The sequence below is a fragment of the uncultured Nitratireductor sp. genome, from assembly GCF_913053745.1.
GTDB lineage: Bacteria > Pseudomonadota > Alphaproteobacteria > Rhizobiales > Rhizobiaceae > Nitratireductor.
In genome coordinates this window covers 25,746-47,477 of sequence record NZ_CAJXGF010000015.1, presented here as the reverse complement: position 1 = coordinate 47,477, position 21,732 = coordinate 25,746, and the positions used below count along the sequence as shown (strand labels likewise).

26 protein-coding genes are annotated in these 21,732 nt (G+C 60.7%); all 26 read right to left on the bottom strand.

The annotated features are described in order from the left end of the window. Positions 1-842: FHIPEP family type III secretion protein (locus QZ638_RS04420; protein WP_295807381.1), on the bottom strand; the 842-nt coding region annotated here is incomplete at its 3' end. 99 nt (positions 843-941) lie between these two features. Continuing rightward, positions 942-1,208 carry a flagellar biosynthesis protein FliQ gene (gene fliQ / locus QZ638_RS04415; RefSeq protein ID WP_295807379.1) on the bottom strand — a complete coding sequence of 89 codons (267 nt, stop codon included), beginning with the start codon at positions 1,206-1,208 and terminating at the stop codon, positions 942-944. Between the two features lie 3 nt (positions 1,209-1,211). Then, positions 1,212-1,613: a flagellar hook assembly protein FlgD gene (gene flgD, locus QZ638_RS04410; protein ID WP_295807377.1), complete on the bottom strand. Its 402-nt coding sequence runs from the start codon at positions 1,611-1,613 to the stop codon at positions 1,212-1,214. A gap of 3 nt (positions 1,614-1,616) precedes the next feature. After that, positions 1,617-2,054 carry a flagellar biosynthesis repressor FlbT gene (gene flbT / locus QZ638_RS04405; protein ID WP_295807373.1) on the bottom strand — a complete coding sequence of 146 codons (438 nt, stop codon included), beginning with the start codon at positions 2,052-2,054 and terminating at the stop codon, positions 1,617-1,619. Then, complete coding sequence (gene flaF, locus QZ638_RS04400) at positions 2,051-2,401, bottom strand: flagellar biosynthesis regulator FlaF (protein ID WP_295807370.1); 351 nt, start codon at positions 2,399-2,401, stop codon at positions 2,051-2,053. The genes flbT and flaF overlap by 4 nt, the downstream gene beginning before the upstream one ends. 32 nt (positions 2,402-2,433) lie before the next feature. After that, positions 2,434-3,483, bottom strand: a complete 1,050-nt coding sequence (locus tag QZ638_RS04395; protein WP_295807368.1) for a flagellar hook-associated family protein — start codon at positions 3,481-3,483, stop codon at positions 2,434-2,436. A gap of 11 nt (positions 3,484-3,494) precedes the next feature. Beyond that, positions 3,495-4,955 (bottom strand): flagellar hook-associated protein FlgK, encoded by a 1,461-nt coding sequence (gene flgK, locus QZ638_RS04390; RefSeq protein ID WP_295807367.1) that lies wholly within the window; start codon positions 4,953-4,955, stop codon positions 3,495-3,497. Positions 4,956-4,992: 37 nt separating this feature from the next. After that, a complete protein-coding gene (locus tag QZ638_RS04385) occupies positions 4,993-6,285 on the bottom strand; it encodes a flagellar hook protein FlgE (RefSeq protein ID WP_295807366.1) in 1,293 nt (430 codons plus the stop codon). A 100-nt stretch (positions 6,286-6,385) separates the two neighbouring features. After that, positions 6,386-7,060, bottom strand: a complete 675-nt coding sequence (locus QZ638_RS04380; RefSeq protein WP_295807363.1) for a response regulator transcription factor — start codon at positions 7,058-7,060, stop codon at positions 6,386-6,388. A 137-nt stretch (positions 7,061-7,197) separates the two neighbouring features. Next, positions 7,198-7,752 (bottom strand): transglycosylase SLT domain-containing protein, encoded by a 555-nt coding sequence (locus QZ638_RS04375; RefSeq protein WP_295807362.1) that lies wholly within the window; start codon positions 7,750-7,752, stop codon positions 7,198-7,200. Continuing rightward, a complete protein-coding gene (locus QZ638_RS04370; protein WP_295807360.1) occupies positions 7,724-9,019 on the bottom strand; it encodes a flagellar hook-length control protein FliK in 1,296 nt (431 codons plus the stop codon). Before QZ638_RS04370 ends, QZ638_RS04375 begins: the two co-directional genes overlap by 29 nt. Then, complete coding sequence (locus QZ638_RS04365) at positions 9,016-10,290, bottom strand: chemotaxis protein (RefSeq protein ID WP_295807358.1); 1,275 nt, start codon at positions 10,288-10,290, stop codon at positions 9,016-9,018. The genes QZ638_RS04370 and QZ638_RS04365 overlap by 4 nt, the downstream gene beginning before the upstream one ends. After that, on the bottom strand, positions 10,287-11,621 hold the full coding sequence (locus tag QZ638_RS04360; RefSeq protein WP_295807357.1) for a MotB family protein: 1,335 nt from the start codon (positions 11,619-11,621) through the stop codon (positions 10,287-10,289). The genes QZ638_RS04365 and QZ638_RS04360 overlap by 4 nt, the downstream gene beginning before the upstream one ends. Further along, positions 11,618-12,265 (bottom strand): hypothetical protein, encoded by a 648-nt coding sequence (locus QZ638_RS04355; protein ID WP_295807355.1) that lies wholly within the window; start codon positions 12,263-12,265, stop codon positions 11,618-11,620. Before QZ638_RS04355 ends, QZ638_RS04360 begins: the two co-directional genes overlap by 4 nt. Further along, entirely contained in the window at positions 12,265-13,905 is a 1,641-nt protein-coding gene (gene fliF / locus QZ638_RS04350) for a flagellar basal-body MS-ring/collar protein FliF (protein ID WP_295807352.1), read from the bottom strand. The genes QZ638_RS04355 and fliF overlap by 1 nt, the downstream gene beginning before the upstream one ends. A gap of 117 nt (positions 13,906-14,022) precedes the next feature. Further along, positions 14,023-14,892, bottom strand: coding sequence for a flagellin (locus QZ638_RS04345; protein WP_295807350.1), 870 nt, complete (start codon positions 14,890-14,892; stop codon positions 14,023-14,025). A gap of 202 nt (positions 14,893-15,094) precedes the next feature. Next, positions 15,095-15,964 carry a flagellin gene (locus QZ638_RS04340; RefSeq protein ID WP_295807347.1) on the bottom strand — a complete coding sequence of 290 codons (870 nt, stop codon included), beginning with the start codon at positions 15,962-15,964 and terminating at the stop codon, positions 15,095-15,097. A 186-nt stretch (positions 15,965-16,150) separates the two neighbouring features. Beyond that, positions 16,151-16,891: a flagellar type III secretion system pore protein FliP gene (fliP, locus tag QZ638_RS04335; RefSeq protein ID WP_295807343.1), complete on the bottom strand. Its 741-nt coding sequence runs from the start codon at positions 16,889-16,891 to the stop codon at positions 16,151-16,153. Continuing rightward, complete coding sequence (locus tag QZ638_RS04330; protein WP_295807340.1) at positions 16,888-17,388, bottom strand: flagellar basal body-associated protein FliL; 501 nt, start codon at positions 17,386-17,388, stop codon at positions 16,888-16,890. Before QZ638_RS04330 ends, fliP begins: the two co-directional genes overlap by 4 nt. A 23-nt stretch (positions 17,389-17,411) precedes the next feature. Beyond that, on the bottom strand, positions 17,412-18,116 hold the full coding sequence (gene flgH, locus QZ638_RS04325) for a flagellar basal body L-ring protein FlgH (protein WP_295807338.1): 705 nt from the start codon (positions 18,114-18,116) through the stop codon (positions 17,412-17,414). Then, positions 18,113-18,625 carry a MotE family protein gene (locus tag QZ638_RS04320; RefSeq protein ID WP_295807335.1) on the bottom strand — a complete coding sequence of 171 codons (513 nt, stop codon included), beginning with the start codon at positions 18,623-18,625 and terminating at the stop codon, positions 18,113-18,115. The genes flgH and QZ638_RS04320 overlap by 4 nt, the downstream gene beginning before the upstream one ends. A gap of 9 nt (positions 18,626-18,634) precedes the next feature. Next, positions 18,635-19,735, bottom strand: a complete 1,101-nt coding sequence (locus tag QZ638_RS04315; RefSeq protein ID WP_295807333.1) for a flagellar basal body P-ring protein FlgI — start codon at positions 19,733-19,735, stop codon at positions 18,635-18,637. After that, positions 19,732-20,199 (bottom strand): flagellar basal body P-ring formation chaperone FlgA, encoded by a 468-nt coding sequence (gene flgA / locus QZ638_RS04310; protein WP_295807330.1) that lies wholly within the window; start codon positions 20,197-20,199, stop codon positions 19,732-19,734. Before flgA ends, QZ638_RS04315 begins: the two co-directional genes overlap by 4 nt. A 6-nt stretch (positions 20,200-20,205) precedes the next feature. Continuing rightward, positions 20,206-20,994, bottom strand: a complete 789-nt coding sequence (flgG, locus tag QZ638_RS04305; RefSeq protein WP_007008631.1) for a flagellar basal-body rod protein FlgG — start codon at positions 20,992-20,994, stop codon at positions 20,206-20,208. 12 nt (positions 20,995-21,006) lie between these two features. Continuing rightward, complete coding sequence (locus QZ638_RS04300; protein WP_295807327.1) at positions 21,007-21,315, bottom strand: flagellar hook-basal body complex protein FliE; 309 nt, start codon at positions 21,313-21,315, stop codon at positions 21,007-21,009. After that, positions 21,312-21,731, bottom strand: coding sequence for a flagellar basal body rod protein FlgC (gene flgC / locus QZ638_RS04295; RefSeq protein WP_007008633.1), 420 nt, complete (start codon positions 21,729-21,731; stop codon positions 21,312-21,314). The genes QZ638_RS04300 and flgC overlap by 4 nt, the downstream gene beginning before the upstream one ends. Position 21,732 lies beyond the last annotated feature (1 nt).

Genomic DNA, 21,732 nt, shown 5'->3' with positions numbered 1-21,732 from the left:
TGGCCGAAGACGGCCTGATCTGCTGATCCGCGTGTGCCACCCTTGGAGACAAGGAGGCCGGCGGCCAGGGAGACGATCAGCGCCGGAATTTGCGAGACGAGACCGTCGCCCACCGAGAGCTTGGTGAAGACGTCCGCAGCCTCGCCAATGCTCATGTCGTGACGGGCGTAGCCGATGGCGATACCGCCGACGATGTTGATGGCAGTGATGATGAGACCGGCAATCGCATCGCCGCGCACGAATTTGGATGCACCGTCCATAGAGCCGAAGAAGGAGCTTTCTTCTTCCAACTCGGCACGCCGGCGCTGGGCTTCCTTGTCGTCGATTGTGCCGGCGGACAGATCCGCATCGATCGACATCTGCTTGCCGGGAATGGCGTCGAGGGTGAAACGTGCACCGACTTCCGCGATGCGGGTCGAGCCCTTGGTGATGACAACGAAGTTCACCACCACGAGAATCATGAAGACGATCAGACCGATCACGAAATCCCCGCTCATGACCATGCGCGAGAACCCGCCGATGACATAGCCGGCGGCGTTTGCGCCCTCGTGGCCTTCCGATAGGATCACACGGGTGGTCGCGATGTTCAGCGACAGGCGCAACATGGTGGCGATAAGCAGTATGGTCGGAAAGGATGAAAAATCGAGAGGCCGTTGAATCCAGAGAGCGACCATCAGTATGAGCACGGAAAGCGCGATGGAAAAGGCTAGGCCGACATCGATGAGGAATGGCGGGATGGGCAGGAAAAGCACCGCCAGAATGATGACGACGCCAACCGCGAAGCCGATATCGCGGCCGTGCTTCCTGGTCTCTGCGCCTGTGATTGCTTCGCTCAACGCCATGCCGTCTTCCCACTCGATTCGGGGCGTGTTTGCACGCCCGTGCGCCGAAGCTAGCGTCTCAAGCTTGCGTGAAAGAGGAGAAACGGAGGCGGGAAGGGATCAGAAGCCGCCTTCGATACGCTGGAAGATGACGTTGCTGAAGCCGGAAATCTGTGAGGCGACAAAAGGGGCGGAGAAGGCAACCGCCACGAGGATCGCAATGATCTTGGGCACGAAGGTGAGAGTGATCTCCTGCACCTGTGTGAGTGCCTGAACGAGCGCGATGCCGACGCCGACGACCATAGCGACGATAACAGCCGGGCTGGAGGCGACCAGCACGGTCCAGATCGCGTACTGGACGATGTCGAGTGCGTCGGCTTCGTTCATGGCCTAGCGGATCACGACACCGGGTCCGACGGGGATCTTGTCGCCGCTTTCCAGAATGGCCATCACGCCGTCGCTGTAAAGACGCACTTCGGCGACTTTGCCGGAAATCTCCCCGTCGGCGGAGGTGATCTCGCGCCCGACGAGGCTGCCGGCCTGTGCAAGCGCCGAGGCCTGAAGGATCTGGTCGAGTTTGGCGTTGGCCTGCACCGACTGTTCCACCTGCGAGAAGGTGGCAAGCTGTGCCACATAATCGGTGGACTCCATCGGGCTTGTCGGATCCTGGTTCTTCATTTCGGCAACCAGCAAACGCAGAAAGGCCTGATAATCCACGGTCTGCGGCGCATTGGCCTGCTGTGTGCCGTTGTTGTAGGGCTGCTGGGCGCCCGATGTCGCTTCAACGTTCATGGCTTACTCTCCTGCCACCGCCGCAACGGGTTCGTCCGTCGCCGGCGCGGTGTTCTGCCTCATGATTTCCTCTTCGACTGGGTAAAGTGCCCGGATCTCTTTGAGCGCGTCGTAGACCTGCCCGTTCGCCACGAGCTCTTCGATATGCTTCAGTCCGGCGCGGATGCGCTCGTTGGTGAAGCTGTTCAAAAGCCGCGGCAGCAATTGGTTGAAAAGTCTGCGCGCGTCGTCGCCATTGTCCGGTGTAATCAGCATGATCTGGACGGTGAAATAAAGCTGACGCAGCGGTGTATGGGCGTCCTCAGCCTGAAGCACGTGATTTTCCAGGAGGAACTGGACGTTGTTCAAGAACTCGAGCGTCACTTTCCGGTCGGTCTTGATGACGGCGCCGTTGACGTAGATTTTCTCATTCGCCTTCAGGGAAATCTTCAATGTACTCATTGTTGAATGCCGTCGCGGATGATCTGCGACACTTCAATAAGGCCATCGAGATTCTGCGAACGCCCCTGTCGGATCTCTTCGCCTTCCCGCAACAGCCATAAGCCGATGGAAATGAGATTGGCCCTCAGTTCTTTCGGCAGTTCGTTCTCTGAATTGCCGAGATCATCGATGAACGCGGTCCAGACGCGGATCATGAAGTGGATGGCTTCGACGGCTTCCTGCGAATTCACCCCCTTCTCGCGGGCAGCCTGGAGCAGATCGATCGAACGGCTCAGGACCTGCTCCTCCCGATCCCGGGCATCGGCGAGCGAGTCGGTTTGAATTTCGCTGTAGGAAAACTGATACATGTGCTTCCCGTTCGTTTGGTTCCGGCTGTCGGTTATCGCAGATAGTTCAAGATGCTGAGCTGCTGAAGTCGCGCTGTCAGAGCGTATGACGCGTCGAGTTGTGCCCTCAGATCGTTAACGCGGGTGGCGGCTTCGTAGGGGTCGATGCCCTCGCTGTCCTTGATGAGAGACTTGAACAGGTCGACCTGCGAGGAGAGGCGCTCGCTGGCTTCGGAAACGCGATTTTCCACAATGCCGGCCTGGGCCTGTGCATTGGCGATATCGGCAACGGCTTCGCCCACGAGCGTGAGGGATTTGTCGTAGAGAACCTCGCGGGCTTCCTCGCTGAGTGGTCCGTTCAAGAGGTCGGAAACCGTCGCGGCGACCATGGCCAGTTTGCGTATGCCGGCTTCGTTCGCGGTAAGCGACGTTTCGGCAGTCTCGTTCATCGTAATGCGGCTGGTGATCTTCTGGTCGGATGCGCTCGACCAGTTGGTCTCCCATCCCGCACCGATGAACTGCGGTTCCACATAGTTGGTGAGGAAGTCGTCCATGTCGGCCGCGCTGATGCTGGCGGCGGCAGGGTCGTCTTGGCTGAAGCCGAATTTCGCCATGAAGGCCGCATCGAAAGCGGTCTTTGCCGGAGAGGCCGGATCCTGAAAATCCGTTACCGGCTTAACATCCGTATTGATACCCGCGAACAGATACTCGCCGTTAAGATTGCTGTTGAGTATGCCGGTCATCGTCTTGAGCACGCGCTCGGCTTCAGCGCGCGAGACGGCAACCTGGTCGATATCGGATTTGGCCGCTGTCAAGGAAGCGAGAAGGCTCTGACCGATGTCGCCAAGCTGCGTCATCGCGTCTTGTGTCGCCGTCAGCCGGTTGGCGGCGATCGCGTTGGCATCGACAAGGCCGTTCAGGCGATCGATGTTGCGATTCATCGAAAGGTTGCGGCCGGCATGGGCGCCAAGTGCCGTGCCGACATCCGCATAGCGGCCAGTCTGCGATTCCTTCAAACTCTCGGCAAGCTCAGCCTGCATGCGCATGGTCTGGTAGCGCAGCGTTTGCGACATGGCCAGCGATGAGATGAAGGAGGTTTTCATGTTCGGTCTCTTTACCGGGTTGCCTGCATCAAGGTGGACAACATCTCGTCGATCACCGAGATAAGCCGCGCCGATGCCTCATAGGCGTTTTCGAGATCGAGCAGCAGCGCCATCTCGTTGTCGACATTGACGCCGGTCGCGTTCGAGAGCGCGGTTGCCGTACGCACGGCCAGAGCTTCCTTGCCTTCCGCGCCGCTTGCCGCTTGTTTGCGGGTGGCCTCCAGCCAGCCGACGGAATCGAACGAGAACGCCGTAACGCTTCGGTTTGTGTCGAGACCGGTCAGAGGATCGAAGGCCATCGGCTCGTCGAGGCGTTCCGAATAGCTCAGAAGAAGATCCGAGTAGGAGGCGGCACCCGTTGTGTTGTGCAGATAGGCGGCGCCGTTGGCACCGCCATCGCGCAGCAATGAGGGATCGCCGCCGGCACTCTTGTCGAAGGCCGCGTTGACGCGGATCGCGCCTGCCAGGCCGTCGATAAGTGTGCCTGCCGGCGGGATGCCGGGCCCGCCTGCCCAGCTGAAGAGGCCGGCCATGTCCGGAAGGGTGCCGCTCGGATCGGTTTCGGCGAAAGCGGTGATCAGGCCGCGCGCCACCTCGTCGAGCTGTCGCTGCATCTGTAGCGCGGTCTCGTCGCGTAGCTGCAGGGCGGCTGCTATGGAACCCTTGGCGCTGGTGTTGCCGCCCGCTCCGGGCACCAGCGGAACACCGTCTACATAGACCGAGTTGCCGGTGGTGCCGGGGCCATAGCTCGTGTTCGGCGTGAAGGTGACCGGCCGCGGAATGGTTTCGAACAGTGTCGCGCCGTCCGCGGTGACGATAACCATATCATTGCCCGAGCGGGTCGTTGTCGATATGGCTACATATTCCGAGATTTTCTTCAGGAGCGCATCGCGGCGGTCCAGAGCGTCGGAGACGTCTCGGCCCGAACGTGTGCCGTTGACGATCTCGGTATTGACGGTTTCGAACTCGCCCAGGAGGTGGTTGAGATCGTCTACGGCCGTTGCGATGTCGCGGTCGGCATCGGCCCGGAAATTTTGCACGGCGCCAGCACCGTCATTGAGCGAACGCACCACCTGGTGGGCTGCCTGCACGGCGCTTTCCGCAAGCGTGGCATTGGATGGCGTGGCGGCATAAAGTTGCAGCGCCTCCTGCAACTTGCTGATGGCGGTTGCCGGTGCGTTGGCGTCCTCGACGCCGTTCACCGTCAGGCGCATCGTATCGAGCCCACCGGACATGGCCTTCTGGCCCTGCCAGGCGGAGATCGCGAAGAGGTTCTGCCTGAAGAGAACTTCGTCGGCCGCGCGTCGGATCTGAACGACGCGCGCGCCGGGCGCCATGCTGGACAGAAGCGCGCTACGGTGCGCGTAGTCCGGATTGCTGGCTTCCGAAACGTTGCGTGAAACGACAGAAGTCTGGCGCGAGGTGTTGAAAAGCGCGGTCTGCGCGATGCTCAATGCAGATGTCAGTGACATTTACTTTCTTCCACTCCCCCGTTCCAGAAATCCGCGCTTATCGTTTCAGGTTGACCAGGAGTTCCATGAGTTCGGAACCGGTCTGGAATGATTTGGAGTTGGCCGTGTAATTGCGCTGGGCCTCGATCATGTCCGTCAGTTCCGTGGCGATGTCCACGTTGGAGCGTTCCACCGCTCCGGCTGTCACCTTGCCGAGGCCGCCGGTGCCGGCGAAACCGAGCTGCACGCCGCCTGAATCCGCGCTTTCGGAGAAAACATTGCCCGTGATCACGTTGAGCTGGTCCGGACTTTGAACGTTGGCAAGCGGGATGCGGTAAAGCGCGCGCATCGAACCGTCGGCATATTGGGCGAATATGGTGCCGTCTTCGGCGATCTCGACACTGTCGATGGCGCTGGGTGCGTTGCCGTCAACCTCGGCCTTGACGTCAAAGTCGGACGCAAGCTGCGTGAGCGACGACATGTCGAGTGTGAAGCTCTGGCCCACAGAAGCCGGAGGGACGTCGAAGGTCATGCTCGGTGTGCCGCCGGTTAGCTCGCCGTTTGCGTCGAACACGAGCGTCGTCGTGCTCAGCGGGCTCGGGCTTTCGGCGCTGCTGGCATAGGGAAAGCTGCCGCTTGCGGGATCGGCGTTTTCCCGGTCGAAGACGGCGACCTCCCAGGTTGTCGTGGGCGGAGGACCGCCTGCTGCGGTTTTCGTCATGTAGACGTCCATCAGCCGCTTGTTGCCGAGCGTATCGTAGACAACGACCGAGGTCTTCTTTGTGAACTCGGCGTTCGGGTCGTTGCTGCCTGGCGTGGGCGCCGTAACGACTTCGGCATCGGCGGGAAGATTGCCCGTGACGGAGCCGTTGGCGGACGGTGTCGCGATCAGATCCGACTGGGCGATGGAGACGGTTTCGAGCCCGGCGAAACCGTTGGCTGTCACGGCCGGATTGCCGTTGGCGTAGCTGTAGCCCATGAGCTTATAGCCGGCGGCATTGACCAGTTCGCCCTGCGAATTCGGCACGAAGGAACCGGCGCGGGTGAGGAAAGGTTGACCGTTAGAGCCCTCTACAACGAAGAAGCCACCGCCCTCGATAGCGAGATCCGTTCCCGATGTTGTGTATTGCAGCGGGCCGGATTTCGAAATCTCGTAGCGGATGGATGTCGTCACGCCACCCGAATTATAGGAGCCGCCGGAGGACGGCAGAACGAGCGAGGAGAATTCAGCCTTCGCGCGCTTGTACCCATTGGTGCTGGAATTGGCGATGTTGTCGGCAACGGTCGACAACCGGTTGGATTGTGCCGCCATGCCGGAAACGCCGGTACGCATCATGCCGTAAAGGCCCATCGGAAGTCTCCTCGTAGTCTACGCCGATCACGGTCAAGGTAGGAGACGTGACTTGCGTGAAACTGGTGGCGATGTGCTTTGAAGAAAAAAAGCTGGCGGATTATCCATCCGCCAGCCGGTAACCGAGGTAACGTTTGGAATCGATCGGGTCGAAACCAAGTTTTTCGCGCAATTTTTTGCGTAGTTTGCTGATGTGGCTTTCCACGACGTTTTCTTCGACATCCTCATCAAAGATGCCGTAGATGGCGTTGAATATCTGGGTCTTGGTGACCCGACGCGTCGGGTTGCTTGCCAGATATTCCAGAATGCGACGTTCGCGGCGCGGCAGGGGGAGGGGCTGGCCCTCAATCTCCGGATCGCGCCCGTCGAAATAGATGCGCATCGCACCGATTTCGGTGAACGTGGCCGCGTCCTGATGCGCACGCCGTCGGATCGCGGTGATGCGCGCCAGGATTTCGCGAATGTGAACGGGTTTGCGCACGACATCGTCGACGCCCCACTCGAACATGCGCAATGTATCGTCGAGCGAGTTGCGCTCGCTGAGCGCGATCAGCGGTGCGGCTGAACGCTCGCGGATGCGCTGGGCGCGGATGCCGCCCCCGTCGCACTGCCCGAGCAGAAAGGCGCTGACGGCCTTGAGCTCGTCATCTGCGACGGTCTCGACCCATTCGCCGAATTCATCCGGTGCGAACCCTGCGCTCGCAACCCCCTCACGATTAAAAAGTGAGTGATAACCATCTGTCACCAGCTCACGCTCGTCTATCACCACAATCAACGGCCCGCCCTCCGAATCACGTTATGTGTCAAGTGGTAACCGGTTGAGCGAATCGCGCACAACTATGAAATCTCAGGAGTCAATATTGGGGAGTCGCGCGAGAAGTGCGCTTCCGGGGTCAAAGTCGCGATATTCAATCAAGAGTCGCAGAAATTTCGCGCATCGGATGTCCACGCACCGAAGCCAGTGGCGACCATATTCGTGATGACCCGGCAGACATAACGCTTTTGTGCCGGATCGTTGTTTGGCCCGGCGTGGTAGCGGGCGACCGCCATCGACCACGACCCGTGGCGACGCTTGAGTTGCACCAGAAAACGGGCCGCGTAATCGACATTCTGTCGAGGGTCGAGCATGGAACGCAGATTCTCGAATTGATCGCCATGGTAGTGATGATTGATCTGCATGCAGCCCAAGTCGATGAGTTTCTTTCCCTGAGCGCGTGCCTGTTCGAAGGTGCGCATCGCATCGTTTGCATTGCGTGCGAACACCGCCGTGCCCTCGATGTTCAGTGCATAGGGCTGCAAACTGCCTTTCACGCCAGTCTCGGTGAGGCCGACGGCATAAAGAATGCCTGGCGGAACCCGATAGCGTTCGGCCGCGCGCAGGATCTCGCTCTCACAGGCATTGTCCGCTGCCTGGGCGTTTACGGTGAGGAGTGAAAGACTAAATATAAAGGCCGCCGCGCGCCGCATCCCCGCCGTCCTGCGCCTGTCTTCCCTTGTGGCGCTCCTGCTCGCGCGATGAGCGCTGATCGCCAGCTCCGTGCGAACGGTCGCCGTCACTCTCGCCATTGTTCATAGACTGGAACGCACCGTCGCGCCCGCTGCCGCCGGTCGCCGTGTTGCTCTGTCCGCCGGGCGCAGATTGCTGTACGTTCACGCGGTCGATTTCATAGCCAAGCGAACGCAACGCTTTGACGATTGAATCGCTATCGGTACTGAGGCGCTGGCGTGCTTCCGCGTTTTCCACCTGAAGATCCACCGTCAACTGATCGGCGACGATGCGCAGGCGCGCCGTCACCATGCCGAGCTCGGCTGGCTGAAGTTGAATCTTCAATGTCTGCACCATGCGCCCGGCTTCACCTTGCTGGGTGGCTTGGAGGTGAGGGGACTCGCTTGCCGCCGCGCGTTGTGTGCCGCCGGCCTGTTCGTTGCCGGCTAGGGGCGCGGGAGCGGGCACGCGCTGGATGGACACCACACGGATATCCGGCTGCTGTTGTTGCAGGCCCTCGCGCATTAAGCCTTCGCCGCGCTGCACAGCCTCGCCTTTGATTGCATGATTGGTCGGTTGCTCGACCGCCGATGCGAAAGCCTTTTCGCCGAGAGCGCCATTGACTTTGGCCGTCGCGTTGGCGGTCTCGGGCACGGGCCGTTCAGATCTGTTCGACGTGAATATCGATGCCGTGCGCTCCCGGCTGCTGCCCGCGCCCTGTGGATTGGGCTGCGCGGTGGTGGCCCGCGATGTGCCGGCGACCAGTGTTGCAGGGATTGGTGTTGTGTTTGCCGCCGGATTTTCCGACAGCTGTGTCTTGGCTTCGTTCGTGCGCTGAATATCCCCTGCTTGCGGGGTGCTCTTAGCGTTCGCGCCATTCTCATCGATTGGCACCGCCTTGCCCGCAACGTCGAGAGATATGGATCTGTCAGGGTTCTCGGTCGGTCGCTTCTGGGATACGGTTTCGGCTGGAAGCGAAATCTCGACCGATGTTTCGCGCTCACGCCCATTATCGCCCTCGACGTTCCCTTCCTGCACGTTCATCTTGTGCGGTACGGTCCATCGTATCGGCCGCCAGCCTGTCTCTTCATTCGCTGCCGTCTTTTCGTTGTCGCCTTCCGTGCCTTGACGTTCCTTCAACGCATCCCGGAATCCGGTCAGGTCCGAGGTTCCGGTGCCGCGTTTGTGCGAACCTGAATCAAGAGACTGTGCGGCGGCCGGTAGTCCTCGACTGATAGCGGCGTTCATTGACCGGTTTCCTTCTCAAGCAGTGCGTCGATGTCTTCGAGCTTGCTGCGCAATTCCTTCATGTAAGTATCAGCCGCCTCGTTCTCTTCATCGGCGGGGAATGCTGCGTCCATCGTCCTCGGCGACACGGCCGGAGCGGCATTTTGCTCGACAGCCATCGCTTCTTGGGCGTCGGCGGGAACGTCTTCGAGGGTAAGGAGAGGCGCCGGCTCTGGTTCATCGCTCACGGCAGAGGTGTGGCGTGGTTCATCCAGAACCGCCTTGGCGATGGCCTTGGCGGCGTCGAGTAGCTCTCGGTCGGCGGCGGAAAGCCGATCGCGGGCAATTCCGTTTAATGCCGAAAGCACGTCGTTGACATTATCCGAACTTACCGAAGCCATGTTCGCGTAAAGCACGGCGCGTGGATCGTTGGCGCCGTTTTCGCCCTGGCTGTAGGCCATCGCCTTGCTGGATGCGAAGGACAGCAGCCGATCGTACCCTTCGATGGCGCTTTTGCGCGCGAGCCGCAGATAGACGATCCGCGCCTGCTCGTTGGACATTTGCGCCGTCACGCGATCGATCATGGACGGGTCCACGGCATCGTGCATTTCCACAACTGCGGCAACGAAGGTGTCGACGAATTGCGTTGCATAGGGGGAGCGAAGGAAGCGGCGGACATATTGCTCCGATGCTCTTGCCAGCCGATCGGCATCCTTCATCGCTGCCGCGAGGGGGATGCTGCGCCGCAGGGCGGCCTCCTCGATCAGTGTGCCAGGGCTTAAAAGCCGGGCTTCATCGAGCATTCTGAGCGCAAAAAGCGGATTGTCCTGCGCGGTCACGGTTGCACTGACCAGGGCGACCGGAGGTCCGACTTCCGGCGGCAGTGTCTTCGGATCGATGGTCTGCAATACGGCTCGGGCGGCGGTAAAGTCGCCGAGCGCATAACGCACGATCGCTTCACCGAGCCGGGCCTGCGTCTCTGCAAGAGAGAGTTTTGCAAAAAGCATTTCCAGCGTCTTGGGATTGCCGCCGCTGAGACCGTAGATAAGCAGCGCTTGGAGGTTTCTTGGATCGGAGAAATCCTCCGGTTCGGCCTTTCTTATACGATTGTCGATAATGCTCAGAAGCTTCTGCTGCATCGGCAGTGCCGCATGATCGCCATTGGCGATCTGGTCCTGAAGGCGCTGCAGCGAGCGAACCATCTGATAGGGCTGCATGGGAGCGGCGTGGGCGCCGGCATGAAGACACATGCCGGCCGCCAGGAAAACAGCCAGTCTTGCGGCCCTTTTCATCGCGGCACTTCCAACAGGATCTCGATGCGGCGGTTCGCGCTGGCATAAGGATCATCAGGCACTTTGAGCTTGCGGTCTGCGAACCCGGCGACCTGTTCGATACGCAATTCATCGAGCCCGCCGCGAACAAGCATGTAATAGGCAGCTTGAGCGCGTGCGCTGGAAAGGCGCCAATTGTCGTAGGTTTCACTGCGGAACGGGCGACCGTCCGTATGACCACGCACGTTTATCTTCCCGGGTTGAGCGGCAAGCGTCTGGCCGATCTTGTCCATGGCCAGTACGAGTTCGCGCTGCGGCACGGCAGAACCGACCGGGAACATGCCGTTCTCGAGGTTGTCGGTGATTGAAACCAGAACGCCTTCATCCGTCGCCACGACCGAGATCGAACCTTCGAGTGGACTGCCGGCGAACTGTTCCGCGAGCTGAGCACGAATTTGCTCGGCAAGTTGTTCGCCACGCTCTGTGTGCTGTATGTCGGAATTCGCGGACGCCTCTTCGGCGATCTCCGCCAGTTGCGGTTCGGCATGCGGTGTCGTCGGTTCGGATTCGGGTTCCGCCTGTTCGGCCGGTTTCAGCGGCTCGACCTCGGCAACGGGTTTTAGTGCGACGGCGGTTCCATCGCCATCCTCGGGCGTTTCGCGGGCCACCGCTGGCGGCCTGTTTTCGCCGTTGGTCGGAACGTCGACGTCGCTGCCCGCCGGGTTTTCGCGTGCATCATCGGGATCGCCTTGCACGCCGATGCGAGGGCGGGCCACCTGCTGCGACCAGAAATCCGGCGCGAAGGGATCGCGATAGGATTCGCCGCCCGAGGCGCCTGAAGAGGGACCGGCAATCCGCGCCCCGCCTTCGCCCTTGTTCGATATGTTCTGCATCGTGTCCGTATCGGCCGCGATTTCCGCCAGCACGGCATAAGGGTCCGAGAAGAGATTTTCGTCGGACAGTTGCTCTGTCTCCGAACGCCCGACGGCGTTCTCGAAACTCATGGGACCCGATGTCTGATCCTGATTCTGGGACGGTGCGCCGGGCGCATCGGTTTCCACCTCGTCTGGCGCGTCTTGGACAGGCTCGCCTTCAACGTCTTCAAGACCTTTGCTGCTTGTGCTTTGATCAACGAGCTTCACCGGATTGAAATAGCTTGCCAGAGCCGTTCTCGTGTCGTCATCGGTTGCGTTGATGAGCCACATAACCAGAAAGAAGCACATCATGGCGGTCATGAAATCCGCGAATGCGATCTTCCATGCACCGCCGTGATGGCCCTCGTCTTCGTCGCCGCCGCCGCGACGAACGATAATGATCTCGGATGCCCGTTCCTCGTTCTCGGCCATGCTCATGAGATCAATTCCGCCAATGTTGCCGACCACTCTGTGAGCCGTGTTTCAAAGAGCTCCTCATCGACCGCTATGCTGATATCGAAGCCTGGCGTTTCGGTGAAATCGACATGGCTTGCCTTTTCACCGAGACCGGCTTTCAGACTTTCCCAAAGCGCAGGCGAGCCGCTAACGCGGATTCGCACAGCATCGCGATCGTCGATCGCGGCGCGCACCACACGTTCGAGTTCAGCGACGGAGCGTTTTTGCAGATCGTCCGTTAACGTCGTGGCGAGCATGCGTGCCGTCGCCTGCGTGGTAAGATCGACGACCTGCTGTTCCAGTTCGCAGAAACGGGTCTTTATCGTCTCGCCTGTTGCCTCGCCAAACTGGGCCCGGACCGCTTCCAATTCCTCCCGGTGACGCTGGCGCTCCTGCTCAAGCTGCTGCGTGTGTTCGTGCGCAAGCCTTTCGGCAAGAGCGGTCTCCGCAGCGACAACCATTTCGTCCGCCTGGGTCTGCACTGAGGGGGCGGGCTCTTCGGTCGGCGGTTCCGGTGCCCGCAGCAGCGGATCGAAATGGTTCGCGGTGGCACGTTGCGCGGCGGCTGAGGGAGCCGGACTGCCGAAATCCGGCAGGACGTCCATCAATGAGAGGGCGGGGGGCATCAGCCTGCCTCCGCCTCGGCGCGCGCCCATTTGCGCAGAATATGCGCTGTGCGTTCCTCGTTGAGATCGACCATACGCGCCAGGCGCTCCTGGGGTGCTGGACGGATCTTCAATCGATGGGTGCCGTAGGTGTCGTCTTCCTCGAACTCGGGATCGGAATAGGCGCCGTCCGTAAGGCGGACCTGATCTTCCTCCAGGTTCGGCAAGGTGCGCTGCCCATCGTCCTCGGCAGAATCTTGCGCGATCATCGGGCGCATCAGGTTGTTGCCGAGCGGCTTCAGACCGAACCAGGTGACAAGAAAGGCGACCAGAATGAACGCGGCGGCGTTGATCAACGTGCCGGTGTGCTGGCCTATGGAAGCGAGAATGCCGGGTTCAGGCAATGGCGTGCCGTCCAGCCCGTCGATAAACTCCACAGACGAGACGTTGATAATGTCGCCGCGAGTTTCATTGAAGCCGGTGGCCGAGGCCACGACATTCCGGATCTCGCCGATGCGCTCGTCGATCTGATCGGGCGTCGCGTTGGGACCGAGAATCTCCGTGATGCGCGCCTGGTTGACGACGACCGCGATCGACATTTTGTCGACGCTATAGCCATTGCTGGTGGTGGCGATGCGCTTGGTGTTTAGTTCGTAGTTTGTGGTTTCCTCGCGTCGCTCGCTTTCCTCGGACGATTTGGGACCCGCGGTTGCGCTGGTGTCGTCTTCGGGGAGGTTTTGTGCAACGGAAGTGGGTTGGATCGCCGTTTCGCGGTTGGCACTGTCACTGGAGCGCACCACTTGGACGGAGCGTTCGACGCGCGAGTCGGGATCGTAGATGACTTCTTCGATCTGACGGGCATCAGTGTTGACGTCGGCCTTGACGCTGGCACGGAAATTGTCCGGCCCGAGATAGGGGGCGAGCGCACGGCGGATATTCTGTTCGATCTGGTTCTCGACGGTGCGTTCCACGCCGATGGAGCGCTGCGCTGTGCTGTTGGACGGATCGTCGCCTGCGGCAAGCAAGGTGCCGGCGGAATCGAGCACCGTCACCTTTTCCGCGTCGAGGCCCGGTACAGCAGCGGCGACGAGGTATCGAATCGACCCGGCGGCCTCGGTGGCGTCGAGATTGGAGGCACGGATGACCACGGATGCCGAAGGCTGACGCTCTTCGGTACGAAAGGTGCCGCGTTCCTGCATGACGATGTGAACGCGCGCGGCCTTGATGCCGCTAAGCGATTGTATGGTGCGGGCGATTTCGCCTTCCAGGGCACGCACGCGGGTCACCTGCTGCATGAAGGTGGTGAGGCCCAGGGAGCCGACATTGTCGAAGAGTTCGTAACCGGCATTGGTGCTGCTGGGCAGGCCCTTCTCGGCGAGAAGCATTCTTGCCTGTGCGGTTTTTCCGGCTGGAACCAGAACCGCGGTTCCATCGGAAACCACATCGAAACCGATGCCGGCTTCTCCCAGAACGAGGCCGATCTGGTTCACGTCGGAACGATCGAGCCCGACATAAAGGGTTTCGTAGGCCGGCTTGTTGAGATAGGCCGCGCCGGCAACGATGACGGCCATCACCAGCGCCAGCATGCCGCCCAGAAGGACGAGCCGGCGCATGCCGAGGCTTTTCAAGTTTTCAACGACGGTCTGAATCTGCTCAGGCAACGCCCAATGCTCCCATACGAAATCTGTCGGGGAGACTAGAGGTCGAAGCTTGTGCGAAAATGAAATGGGGCCGCGATGCGACCCCATTTCGAAATCGGCTGTGTCGAGATCGTGCGGCTATTTGAACAGAGCGAGAATGCTCTGGGCATTCTGGTTGGCGATGGCCAATGCCTGAATGCCGAGCTGCTGCTGAACCTGAAGGGCCTGCAGGCGGGTGGACTCTTCGTTCATGTCGGCGTCGACGAGTTGGCCGACGCCGCGCTCGATAGAGTCCATCAGGTTGGAAACGAAATCCTTCTGCAGATCGAGCCGGGTCTTGGCGGCGCCGAGGTCGGCGGCTGCCGTCGACATGCTGGACAGGGCCGTTTCAACGTCCGTGAGATAACCGTCGATGTCGGCATCCGCTCCGTTGGTGACGATGTCGATCTGCATGATGTCGTCGGCGAGACCGCCCGGCAGACCACCGGCGGCGAACAGCTTGACGCTGGCGATGTCGATCTGGATGGTGTCGACGGTGACGGTGCCGGCCGAGGATCGGTTATATGCGGAGACGACCTCCATATCGCCGGTGTCATCGGTGGCGAGAACGTTGGTGCCGGCGTAGCTTGCGCCGGTGGCGGCACTTCTGATCTGATCGAGCAGGATGTCGATTTCAGCCTGGATCTTGCCCTGGTTCTCGGCACTTGCGCCGCGTGCGGTCACCAGCTTCGACTTGATGGAATCGACAGCCTCCAGAACGTTGTTCATGGCGGTGTAGGACGTGTCGATCTTGCCGGCACCGAGCCCGAGCGCGTCCTGGACGGCCGATAGAGCCTTGTTGTCGGAACGCATAGTGGTCGCGATCGACCAATAGGCCGCATTGTCACTCGCTTCGGCGACACGGTAACCCGTGGAGATGCGTCCCTGCACCACGTCCATGGACTTGTTGGTCGCTTTCAGGCTCTGCAATGCAACCATCGCAGATGTGTTGGTCATGATGCTGGCCACGTGATCACCCCTTTGTTCAGCCGCCCCCGATCCGCGCCCATATACGGCGCCGGGTATGGTTAACAATGAGTAGACTCACATGGTTAACAGCCGATTAACGCAAGATGCCTGCTGTAGACTGCACAAAAAAAATCGGGCCGCTCTTACGAGCGGCCCGATCGGTTCTGAAGGATACCGGCGCTGAATGTCCGGGATCGATCGCTTAGCGGAACAGCGACAGAATGTTCTGCGAGTTGGAGTTGGCGATCGACAGCGCCTGAACGCCCAGCTGCTGCTGAACCTGCAGGGCCGAAAGACGAGCCGACTCTTCGTTCATGTCCGCATCGACCAACTGGCCAACACCACGCTCGATGGCATCGGAAAGCTTCGAGACGAAGTCTTTCTGAAGATCGACGCGCGACTTGGCTGCACCGAGATCCGCAGCCTGGTCGGCAAGCGTGGAAAGTGCGGTTTCCACTTCGCCCAGCATGGTGTCGATCGCTGTGTCGGCGATTGCACCGCCCGAAGCATCGAACCAGCCAGCGGTGACCACGGTCGAAGCGCTACCGGCCGCCCCGGCGGCGTCCAGCACCAGAACATCGGCACCCGTGAGCGTGATCTGGTCGACCGTAACGGTGGTGCCATCACGGTTGTAGGAAGCAACGACGTTCACATCGGCGTTGTCCTGGATGATGTTGGAGCCGGCATAATTGGAGTTGCCGACGACCGAAGTGATGTGAGACTGAAGTGCCTCGATCTCGCTCTGGATCTTCTGCTGGTCTTCCTGCGAAGCACCGCGTGCCGTCACAAGCTTCTGCTTGATTTTGTCGACGGTGTCGATGACTTCGTTGATACCCGTGTAGGCCGTGTCGAGCTTGCCGGCACCGAGACCCAAAGCATCCTGAACGCTGGAAAGGGCCTTGTTGTCGGACTTCATCGAAGTCGCGATCGACCAGTAAGCCGCATTGTCGGAGGCTTCCGCCACGCGCAGGCCCGTCGAAATGCGGGACTGGGTGGTGTCCATGTTCTTGGAGATGGTGTTGAGGGTCTGCAGCGCGGTCATTGCCGACGCGTTGGTCATAAGACTTGCCATGGGATAAACGCCCCTGAAATACAAAACAAACGAGGGACATACCGGGCTCACCGGTATGACGGAGCGGCATCATGCCCTTGATCCCGTTGCAGGATCTGTCCGCCATGCTTGGGGGCATTTATGGCGGCGATTTCCTACCAAAAAGCTAATGTATGGACGTTATTTTCCCGGGCGAGCGATTTCTCGCTAGACGAAGGATCGCACGAGACTGCCCACGAGCAGGTTCCAGCCGTCGATGAGGACGAAGAACAGTATCTTGAACGGCAAGGAAACGACGGTGGGCGGAAGCATCATCATGCCCATGGACATGGTAATGGTGGCGACGATCAGGTCGATCACAAGAAACGGTAGCACGATCAGAAACCCGATCTCGAAGCCGCGTCGAATCTCCGAAATCATGAAAGCGGGTACGAGCACGCGCAGATCGGCGGTTTCGACCGTCACGTCGATGTCGACGTTTCCGCGCTCTGCGGCAAGGTCGGCGAAGAGGGCGAAATCTCTTTCGCGCACATTATTGACCATGAAGCCCCGGAATGGCTCCGCGATGCGCTGTACGGCATCCTGTTCGCTGATCTCGTTGTTCATCAGCGGGCGAATTCCTTCCGCCCAGGCGCGGTCGAATGTGGGGGTCATGACGTAGAAGGTCATGAACAGCGACAGGCTGATGAGGATCAGGTTGGCCGGTGTCGTCGGCAATCCCATGCCGGCGCGCAGGATGGAAAAGGCGATCACGAAACGGGTGAAGCTCGTGACCATGATCAGGATTCCGGGTGCGACGGAAAGCACCGTCAGCAGGCCGAAAAGCTGAATGATCGTGCCGATGGTCGAACCGTCGGCGCCGGTCAGAGCGCCGAGGTCGAGGGTCTGCGCCATTGCCGCGGAAGGCAGAAGAAGCACGCCGACAATCGATAGGAGAAGGCGTTTCATTCGAACAGAAGGGCCCGGAAAAGAATCTGTTTCACAGCACCTTCGCTGCGGATGCTGGCGCGTTCGGTCAGATCGGAACGTAGATGTTGAAAGCCGCTGGCGGTCTCCACCTGGCGTAGTTTTACGGTGCGCAGATAGGCAAACAGATCCTGGTGCACGGCTTCGGCGATTGCTGCATCGGGCTCACCTTCGAAGACGAGTGCCATTTCCGCGCGCACCCACACCTCGCTGGGTTCCGCGAGATTGGTGGTAATCGGTTCGATGGCGTATACGCCTGCCGGTTCGCGGGGCTTGTTCTCTTCGTCCGTCGCTTCGTCGTGCGCGCCGCTTTCAGCCATTGCCGTATCGGTATCTTCGCCGACGGTCCTGCTTTCCAGGTAGCTGCCGGCGAGCCAGGCGGCGCCTGCGGCGAGCGCGGACATGACCAATAGCATCGCCAACTGAACGGCGAGGGAAGGCCCCTTGTTCTGCGATGGTTGTTGTTCGAGTAACGCCATGCGTGTTCAGGCTCCGGCGGCGGTTAGAATGGAAGCACCTGGTCGAGAAACTGCTGGCCGTAGGGTGGCTGCTGTACCTCGCTGATCCGCCCGCGCCCGCCATAGGAGATGCGGGCTTCGGCGATACGCTCGTAGGAGATCATGTTCTGCGGGTCGATGTCGCTCGGCCGCACGATGCCCTCGATTGTAAGGATGCGCAGCTCCGCGTTGACGCGCACTTCCTGTGTGCCGCGAATGCGCAGATTGCCGTTCGACAGAACCTGCGTGACCACTGCAGCCACCAGAAGGCGAATATTCTCCGAGCGTTCGGTTTGTCCGCCACCCGCGGTTGAGGTGCCCGAGCCGATCTGGCCTTCGGCGGCCGCAGAGGAACCGGCACCACCGACCGAGTAGGATCCCGAAAGGCCCAGGCTGCGCGCCGCGTCGCGCGAGCGTTCGGATTCGTTCTTGAAACGGGCCTTGTCGTTGATGGAGATTTCGACAGTCAGTATGTCGCCGACATTGAGTGCGCGCGGATCGGTAAAGAGGCGGCTTTGCTTGTCGTCCCACAGCGAGTAGCGCGTGAGGGCGGGAGCAGGCCGTTTTGGATAATTGTAGGCGGCCATCACTTCCGGATCGATGGTGGCACCGACCTGGGTCATGGTCGGTTCCTTGCCTATTTCCTTCAGCGATTGCGAGCAGCCTGCGACGAAGACAAGCGGCAGAAGCAGTACGGGCCGGAACGTCATGTCGGGTCCTCCGGACGCGCGGCACTGGCAATGATGGTCGTCAGCGTCGCAGCGGATTTGCTGTTCATTTCATTGAGGATGATGCCGGCGGTGCGCGGCTCCAGCTTCATCAGGATGGCGGCGGCGAGTTCGACGCGCACTTCCGCCAGACGTTCGGCAGCGGCGTCGGGCCGCATCGACGAATAGATCTCGACGATGCCGGCCTCAGCCTGTGCCAGAAAGTCGTTGCGACGCTCCAACCATCCCTCGTAGTCGGCGCGCTTCTCTTCCAGCGCTGCGATGCGTTCGTCTACCTCGCCCTTGAGTTTCTCCAGTTCCATGGCCTGGAGCGCATAGCGCCGGTCGCGCGCGGCATCGGCGATATTGGCGCAAAAGCGCTCCACTTCGTCCGGCTTCATGCCAGTCGGGTCGTCTGCCGCCAAAGCGTGAAGCGGCGCGGTCTGCGTAGCAAACACGATGCCCGCGAAGGCGCTTATGGCAAATTGCTTCAATCGGATCCTGCGGGGCATACGGCGCACCTATTGCAGCACGAGTTCGGCCTGCAAAGCGCCGGCGGACTTGATGCCCTGAAGAATGGCGATGATGCCATCGGGCTTCACGCCCAGCCGGTTGAGGCCGGAAACGAGGGTTTGCAGGTTGGGTCCGTCCAGCAGCGCTACATTGGCGTCGGGCTGGTCGGCTTCGATTTCGGTGAACGGCTCGACGGCCGTTTCGCCGCGTGAAAACGGTTCGGGCTGGACCACACGTGGCGTTTCGGTGATGCGCACGGTGAGTGTACCGTGGCTGATGGCGACGCGGGAGATGCGCACATCGTTGCCGATGACCACCGTGCCGGTACGCTCGTCGACCACGACGCGGGCGGGGGCATCCGACTCCACCATGAGATTTTCGATCTCTGCGTAAAAGCGGGCATAGGAAATGCCCTTCGGTCGACGAATGCGAATGGTGCGCGCATCTTCTTCCTTGGCGAGCCGCGCGCCGAAGCGCGAACCCGTATAGGTGTTGATCGCATCGGTGACCCGTACGGCGGTGGAAAAGTCGGCATTGCGCAATTGCAGCACCAGCGTTGCACTGTCGGACATGGAGGCTTCGACCTTGCGCTCGATGATTGCGCCGTTGGGGACGCGTCCGGACGTGGGAACACCTTGGGTCAGCGTCTCGGCCTGACCTTGGGCACTGAAGCCGGAGACGATGACCGATCCCTGAGCCACGGCGTAAATCTCGCCGTCGGCGGCGCGCATCGGGGTCATGACCAACGTTCCGCCGGCAAGAGAGGTCGCATCGCCGAGCGACGAAACATTGACGTCGATGCGCGCACCGGATTGGACGAATGGTGGCAGATTCGCCGTCACAATCACTGCGGCGACATTCTTTGCGCGGGCGCGTCCACCTTCGGACGCTATACCGAGATTCTCGAGCATGGCGCGCATGGATTGTTCGGTGAAGGGCGAATTGCGCAGGCTGTCACCGCTGCCCTGGAGGCCGATCACCAAGCCATAGCCGACAAGCTGGTTGTCGCGTGCGGCTTGCAGCATGGCGATGTCCTTGATGCGCGAAGCCGCGCCGGCCGGAAGGGCCAGCGCTATGATCATCACTGCAAGGAAGAGGCGGGGGATCATATGGCACCGACCTGGACGGTTCCGTCGGCAAGCACCACGCCCATGAAGGTGCGCCCGCTTTCGATGTTGCGCAATCGGATCATGTCGCCGGCGGCGCCGGCCTGAAGGGGGACTGCCCGCAATGAGATGGTGAGGGCACCTTCGCTTAAGGTGACGGTAACAGGGCTGCCCGTTTCGACCAGATAGGCGTCGCGAACATAGCTGACGGGTATGAGCCGTCCCGGCAGCAGTGTGCGCCGGGCAACCTTGCCGTCAATGTCTTCGAGCATGCGGGCGATCGCCGTGTTGCCGCGCGGCGGGCGGCGCAAGACCACCTCGTCGAGCGCGTCGATGGCAATGGTCTCACCGGGATAGATGACGCGAGTTGACACAACCGCCTGTTCCTGCGCCGCAGCCGAAAGGCCGGTCGCGACAATGCTGACCAGTGCGAGAAAGAGCGCGTGGAAGGGGCTGTGCCGGTTCATGCCAACCTACCGGATCGACTGTGTGACGGTTGCAGCCATTTCGTCGGCCGCGCGAATGACTTTGGAGTTCATCTCATAGGCGCGTTGCGCAGAGATCAGTTCGGTGATTTCTTTCACCGGATCCACGTTGGAGCCCTCGAGATAACCCTGCTCGATAACGGCGAAGCCGGGATCGCCCGGTACGCCCTGGATGGCGGCACCTGAAGCCGGCGTCTCGCGGAAGAGATTGTCTCCGATCGGATCGAGCCCCGCCTCGTTGGCGAAGTTGGCCAAGGTGAGCTGACCCAGGTCTTGAAGCTCTGCCTGGCCATCGATGCGGGCGAAGACCTGGCCGGTCTTGTTGATCACAACCTCCACGGCGTCCTCCGGAATGACGATTGCCGGATTGACGTTGTAACCCTGCGTGGTGACGAGTTGACCGGTGGCATTGGTGTTGAACGAGCCGGCGCGCGTGTAGAGTGGTTCGCCGTCCGTGCCTTCTATCTCGAACCAGCCCTTGCCGACCAATGCCACATCGAGCTTGTTTCCGGTGTTGTTCATCGGCCCCTGAATGTGAAGGTTGCGCACGGCGGCGGCCTTAACGCCCAGGCCCACATTGGCGCCCTCCGGCACGATGGCCTGGTTGGCGCGGCTTGGAACGCCCTGCATGCGCTCGGTCTGGTAGAGCAGGTCCGAGAACTCGGCACGGGCGCGCTTGAAGCCGGTGGTGTTGATGTTGGCGATGTTGTTGGCGATGACTTCCAGATTGAGCTGTTGGGCGCTCATGCCGGTTGCGGCGATCGACAGGGCTTTCATTGATCAGGCTCCTCAGATGGCCATGCGGCTGATGTCGAGATAGGCGGTGACGAGTTTGTCGCGTACGGCAATGGAGGCCTGAAGTGCCTGTTCGGCACTCATGACCGCATCCACAACTTCGCGGGTCTCGGCCTCGCCCTGAAGTGCTTTGAGCGAAAGTCCTTCGGCGTGGTTCAACTTGGCGACCGTGTCGGCGGCAGCTTCGCCGAGCATGGCGCTGAACGCCTCGCCGGTTTCGGAGGCGGGCGTTTGGCGCGCGGATTGAAGGCCGGTGGTTTCGGTCAGGGTGGAAGGGGCAATACTGCCTACGGGAGGGATCATGACTGGCTCCGCATCAAATCAATGGTCATGGAAATGAGTTCGCGTGCCTGCTTGATGACCTGCAGGTTCGCTTCGTAACCGCGATTGGCCTCGCGCATGTCGGCCATCTCGATCAGCACGTTGACGTTCGGCATTTTCACATAGCCACGCTCGTCGGCGGCCTCGTGACCGGGATTGAACTCAAGTGTGAATTCGGTGGGGTCGCGTGCGACGGAACCGACTTCGACGACGCTGCCACCGATATTGCGGTCGAGTTCGGCGACGAAGCTGATCGTTTTGCGCCGATAGGGATCGCCGCCGGGTATATCGCTGGTGGATTTTGCGTTCGCCAGGTTTTCCGACACGACCTGCATGCGTTCGGACTGCGCTTGCAGGCCGGAAGCGGCGACTTTCAAGGAAGCGGAAAGCGGATCCACG

Coding starts and splice junctions, on each gene's coding strand:
- flgH (WP_295807338.1), bottom strand. CDS start 18,116: ATGACGTTCCGGCCCGTACTGCTTCTGCCGCTTGTCTTCGTCGCAGGC.
- QZ638_RS04370 (WP_295807360.1), bottom strand. CDS start 9,019: ATGAACGCCGCTATCAGTCGAGGACTACCGGCCGCCGCACAGTCTCTT.
- flgA (WP_295807330.1), bottom strand. CDS start 20,199: ATGAACCGGCACAGCCCCTTCCACGCGCTCTTTCTCGCACTGGTCAGC.
- flgK (WP_295807367.1), bottom strand. CDS start 4,955: ATGTCACTGACATCTGCATTGAGCATCGCGCAGACCGCGCTTTTCAAC.
- flaF (WP_295807370.1), bottom strand. CDS start 2,401: ATGTATCAGTTTTCCTACAGCGAAATTCAAACCGACTCGCTCGCCGAT.
- fliP (WP_295807343.1), bottom strand. CDS start 16,891: ATGAAACGCCTTCTCCTATCGATTGTCGGCGTGCTTCTTCTGCCTTCC.
- QZ638_RS04385 (WP_295807366.1), bottom strand. CDS start 6,285: ATGGGCCTTTACGGCATGATGCGTACCGGCGTTTCCGGCATGGCGGCA.
- QZ638_RS04340 (WP_295807347.1), bottom strand. CDS start 15,964: ATGGCAAGTCTTATGACCAACGCGTCGGCAATGACCGCGCTGCAGACC.
- QZ638_RS04330 (WP_295807340.1), bottom strand. CDS start 17,388: ATGGCGTTACTCGAACAACAACCATCGCAGAACAAGGGGCCTTCCCTC.
- fliQ (WP_295807379.1), bottom strand. CDS start 1,208: ATGAACGAAGCCGACGCACTCGACATCGTCCAGTACGCGATCTGGACC.
- QZ638_RS04395 (WP_295807368.1), bottom strand. CDS start 3,483: ATGAAAACCTCCTTCATCTCATCGCTGGCCATGTCGCAAACGCTGCGC.
- flgG (WP_007008631.1), bottom strand. CDS start 20,994: ATGAAAGCCCTGTCGATCGCCGCAACCGGCATGAGCGCCCAACAGCTC.
- QZ638_RS04355 (WP_295807355.1), bottom strand. CDS start 12,265: ATGCCCCCCGCCCTCTCATTGATGGACGTCCTGCCGGATTTCGGCAGT.
- flbT (WP_295807373.1), bottom strand. CDS start 2,054: ATGAGTACATTGAAGATTTCCCTGAAGGCGAATGAGAAAATCTACGTC.
- QZ638_RS04315 (WP_295807333.1), bottom strand. CDS start 19,735: ATGATCCCCCGCCTCTTCCTTGCAGTGATGATCATAGCGCTGGCCCTT.
- flgD (WP_295807377.1), bottom strand. CDS start 1,613: ATGAACGTTGAAGCGACATCGGGCGCCCAGCAGCCCTACAACAACGGC.
- QZ638_RS04360 (WP_295807357.1), bottom strand. CDS start 11,621: ATGAGCATGGCCGAGAACGAGGAACGGGCATCCGAGATCATTATCGTT.
- QZ638_RS04375 (WP_295807362.1), bottom strand. CDS start 7,752: ATGCGGCGCGCGGCGGCCTTTATATTTAGTCTTTCACTCCTCACCGTA.
- QZ638_RS04300 (WP_295807327.1), bottom strand. CDS start 21,315: ATGATCCCTCCCGTAGGCAGTATTGCCCCTTCCACCCTGACCGAAACC.
- QZ638_RS04320 (WP_295807335.1), bottom strand. CDS start 18,625: ATGCCCCGCAGGATCCGATTGAAGCAATTTGCCATAAGCGCCTTCGCG.
- QZ638_RS04365 (WP_295807358.1), bottom strand. CDS start 10,290: ATGAAAAGGGCCGCAAGACTGGCTGTTTTCCTGGCGGCCGGCATGTGT.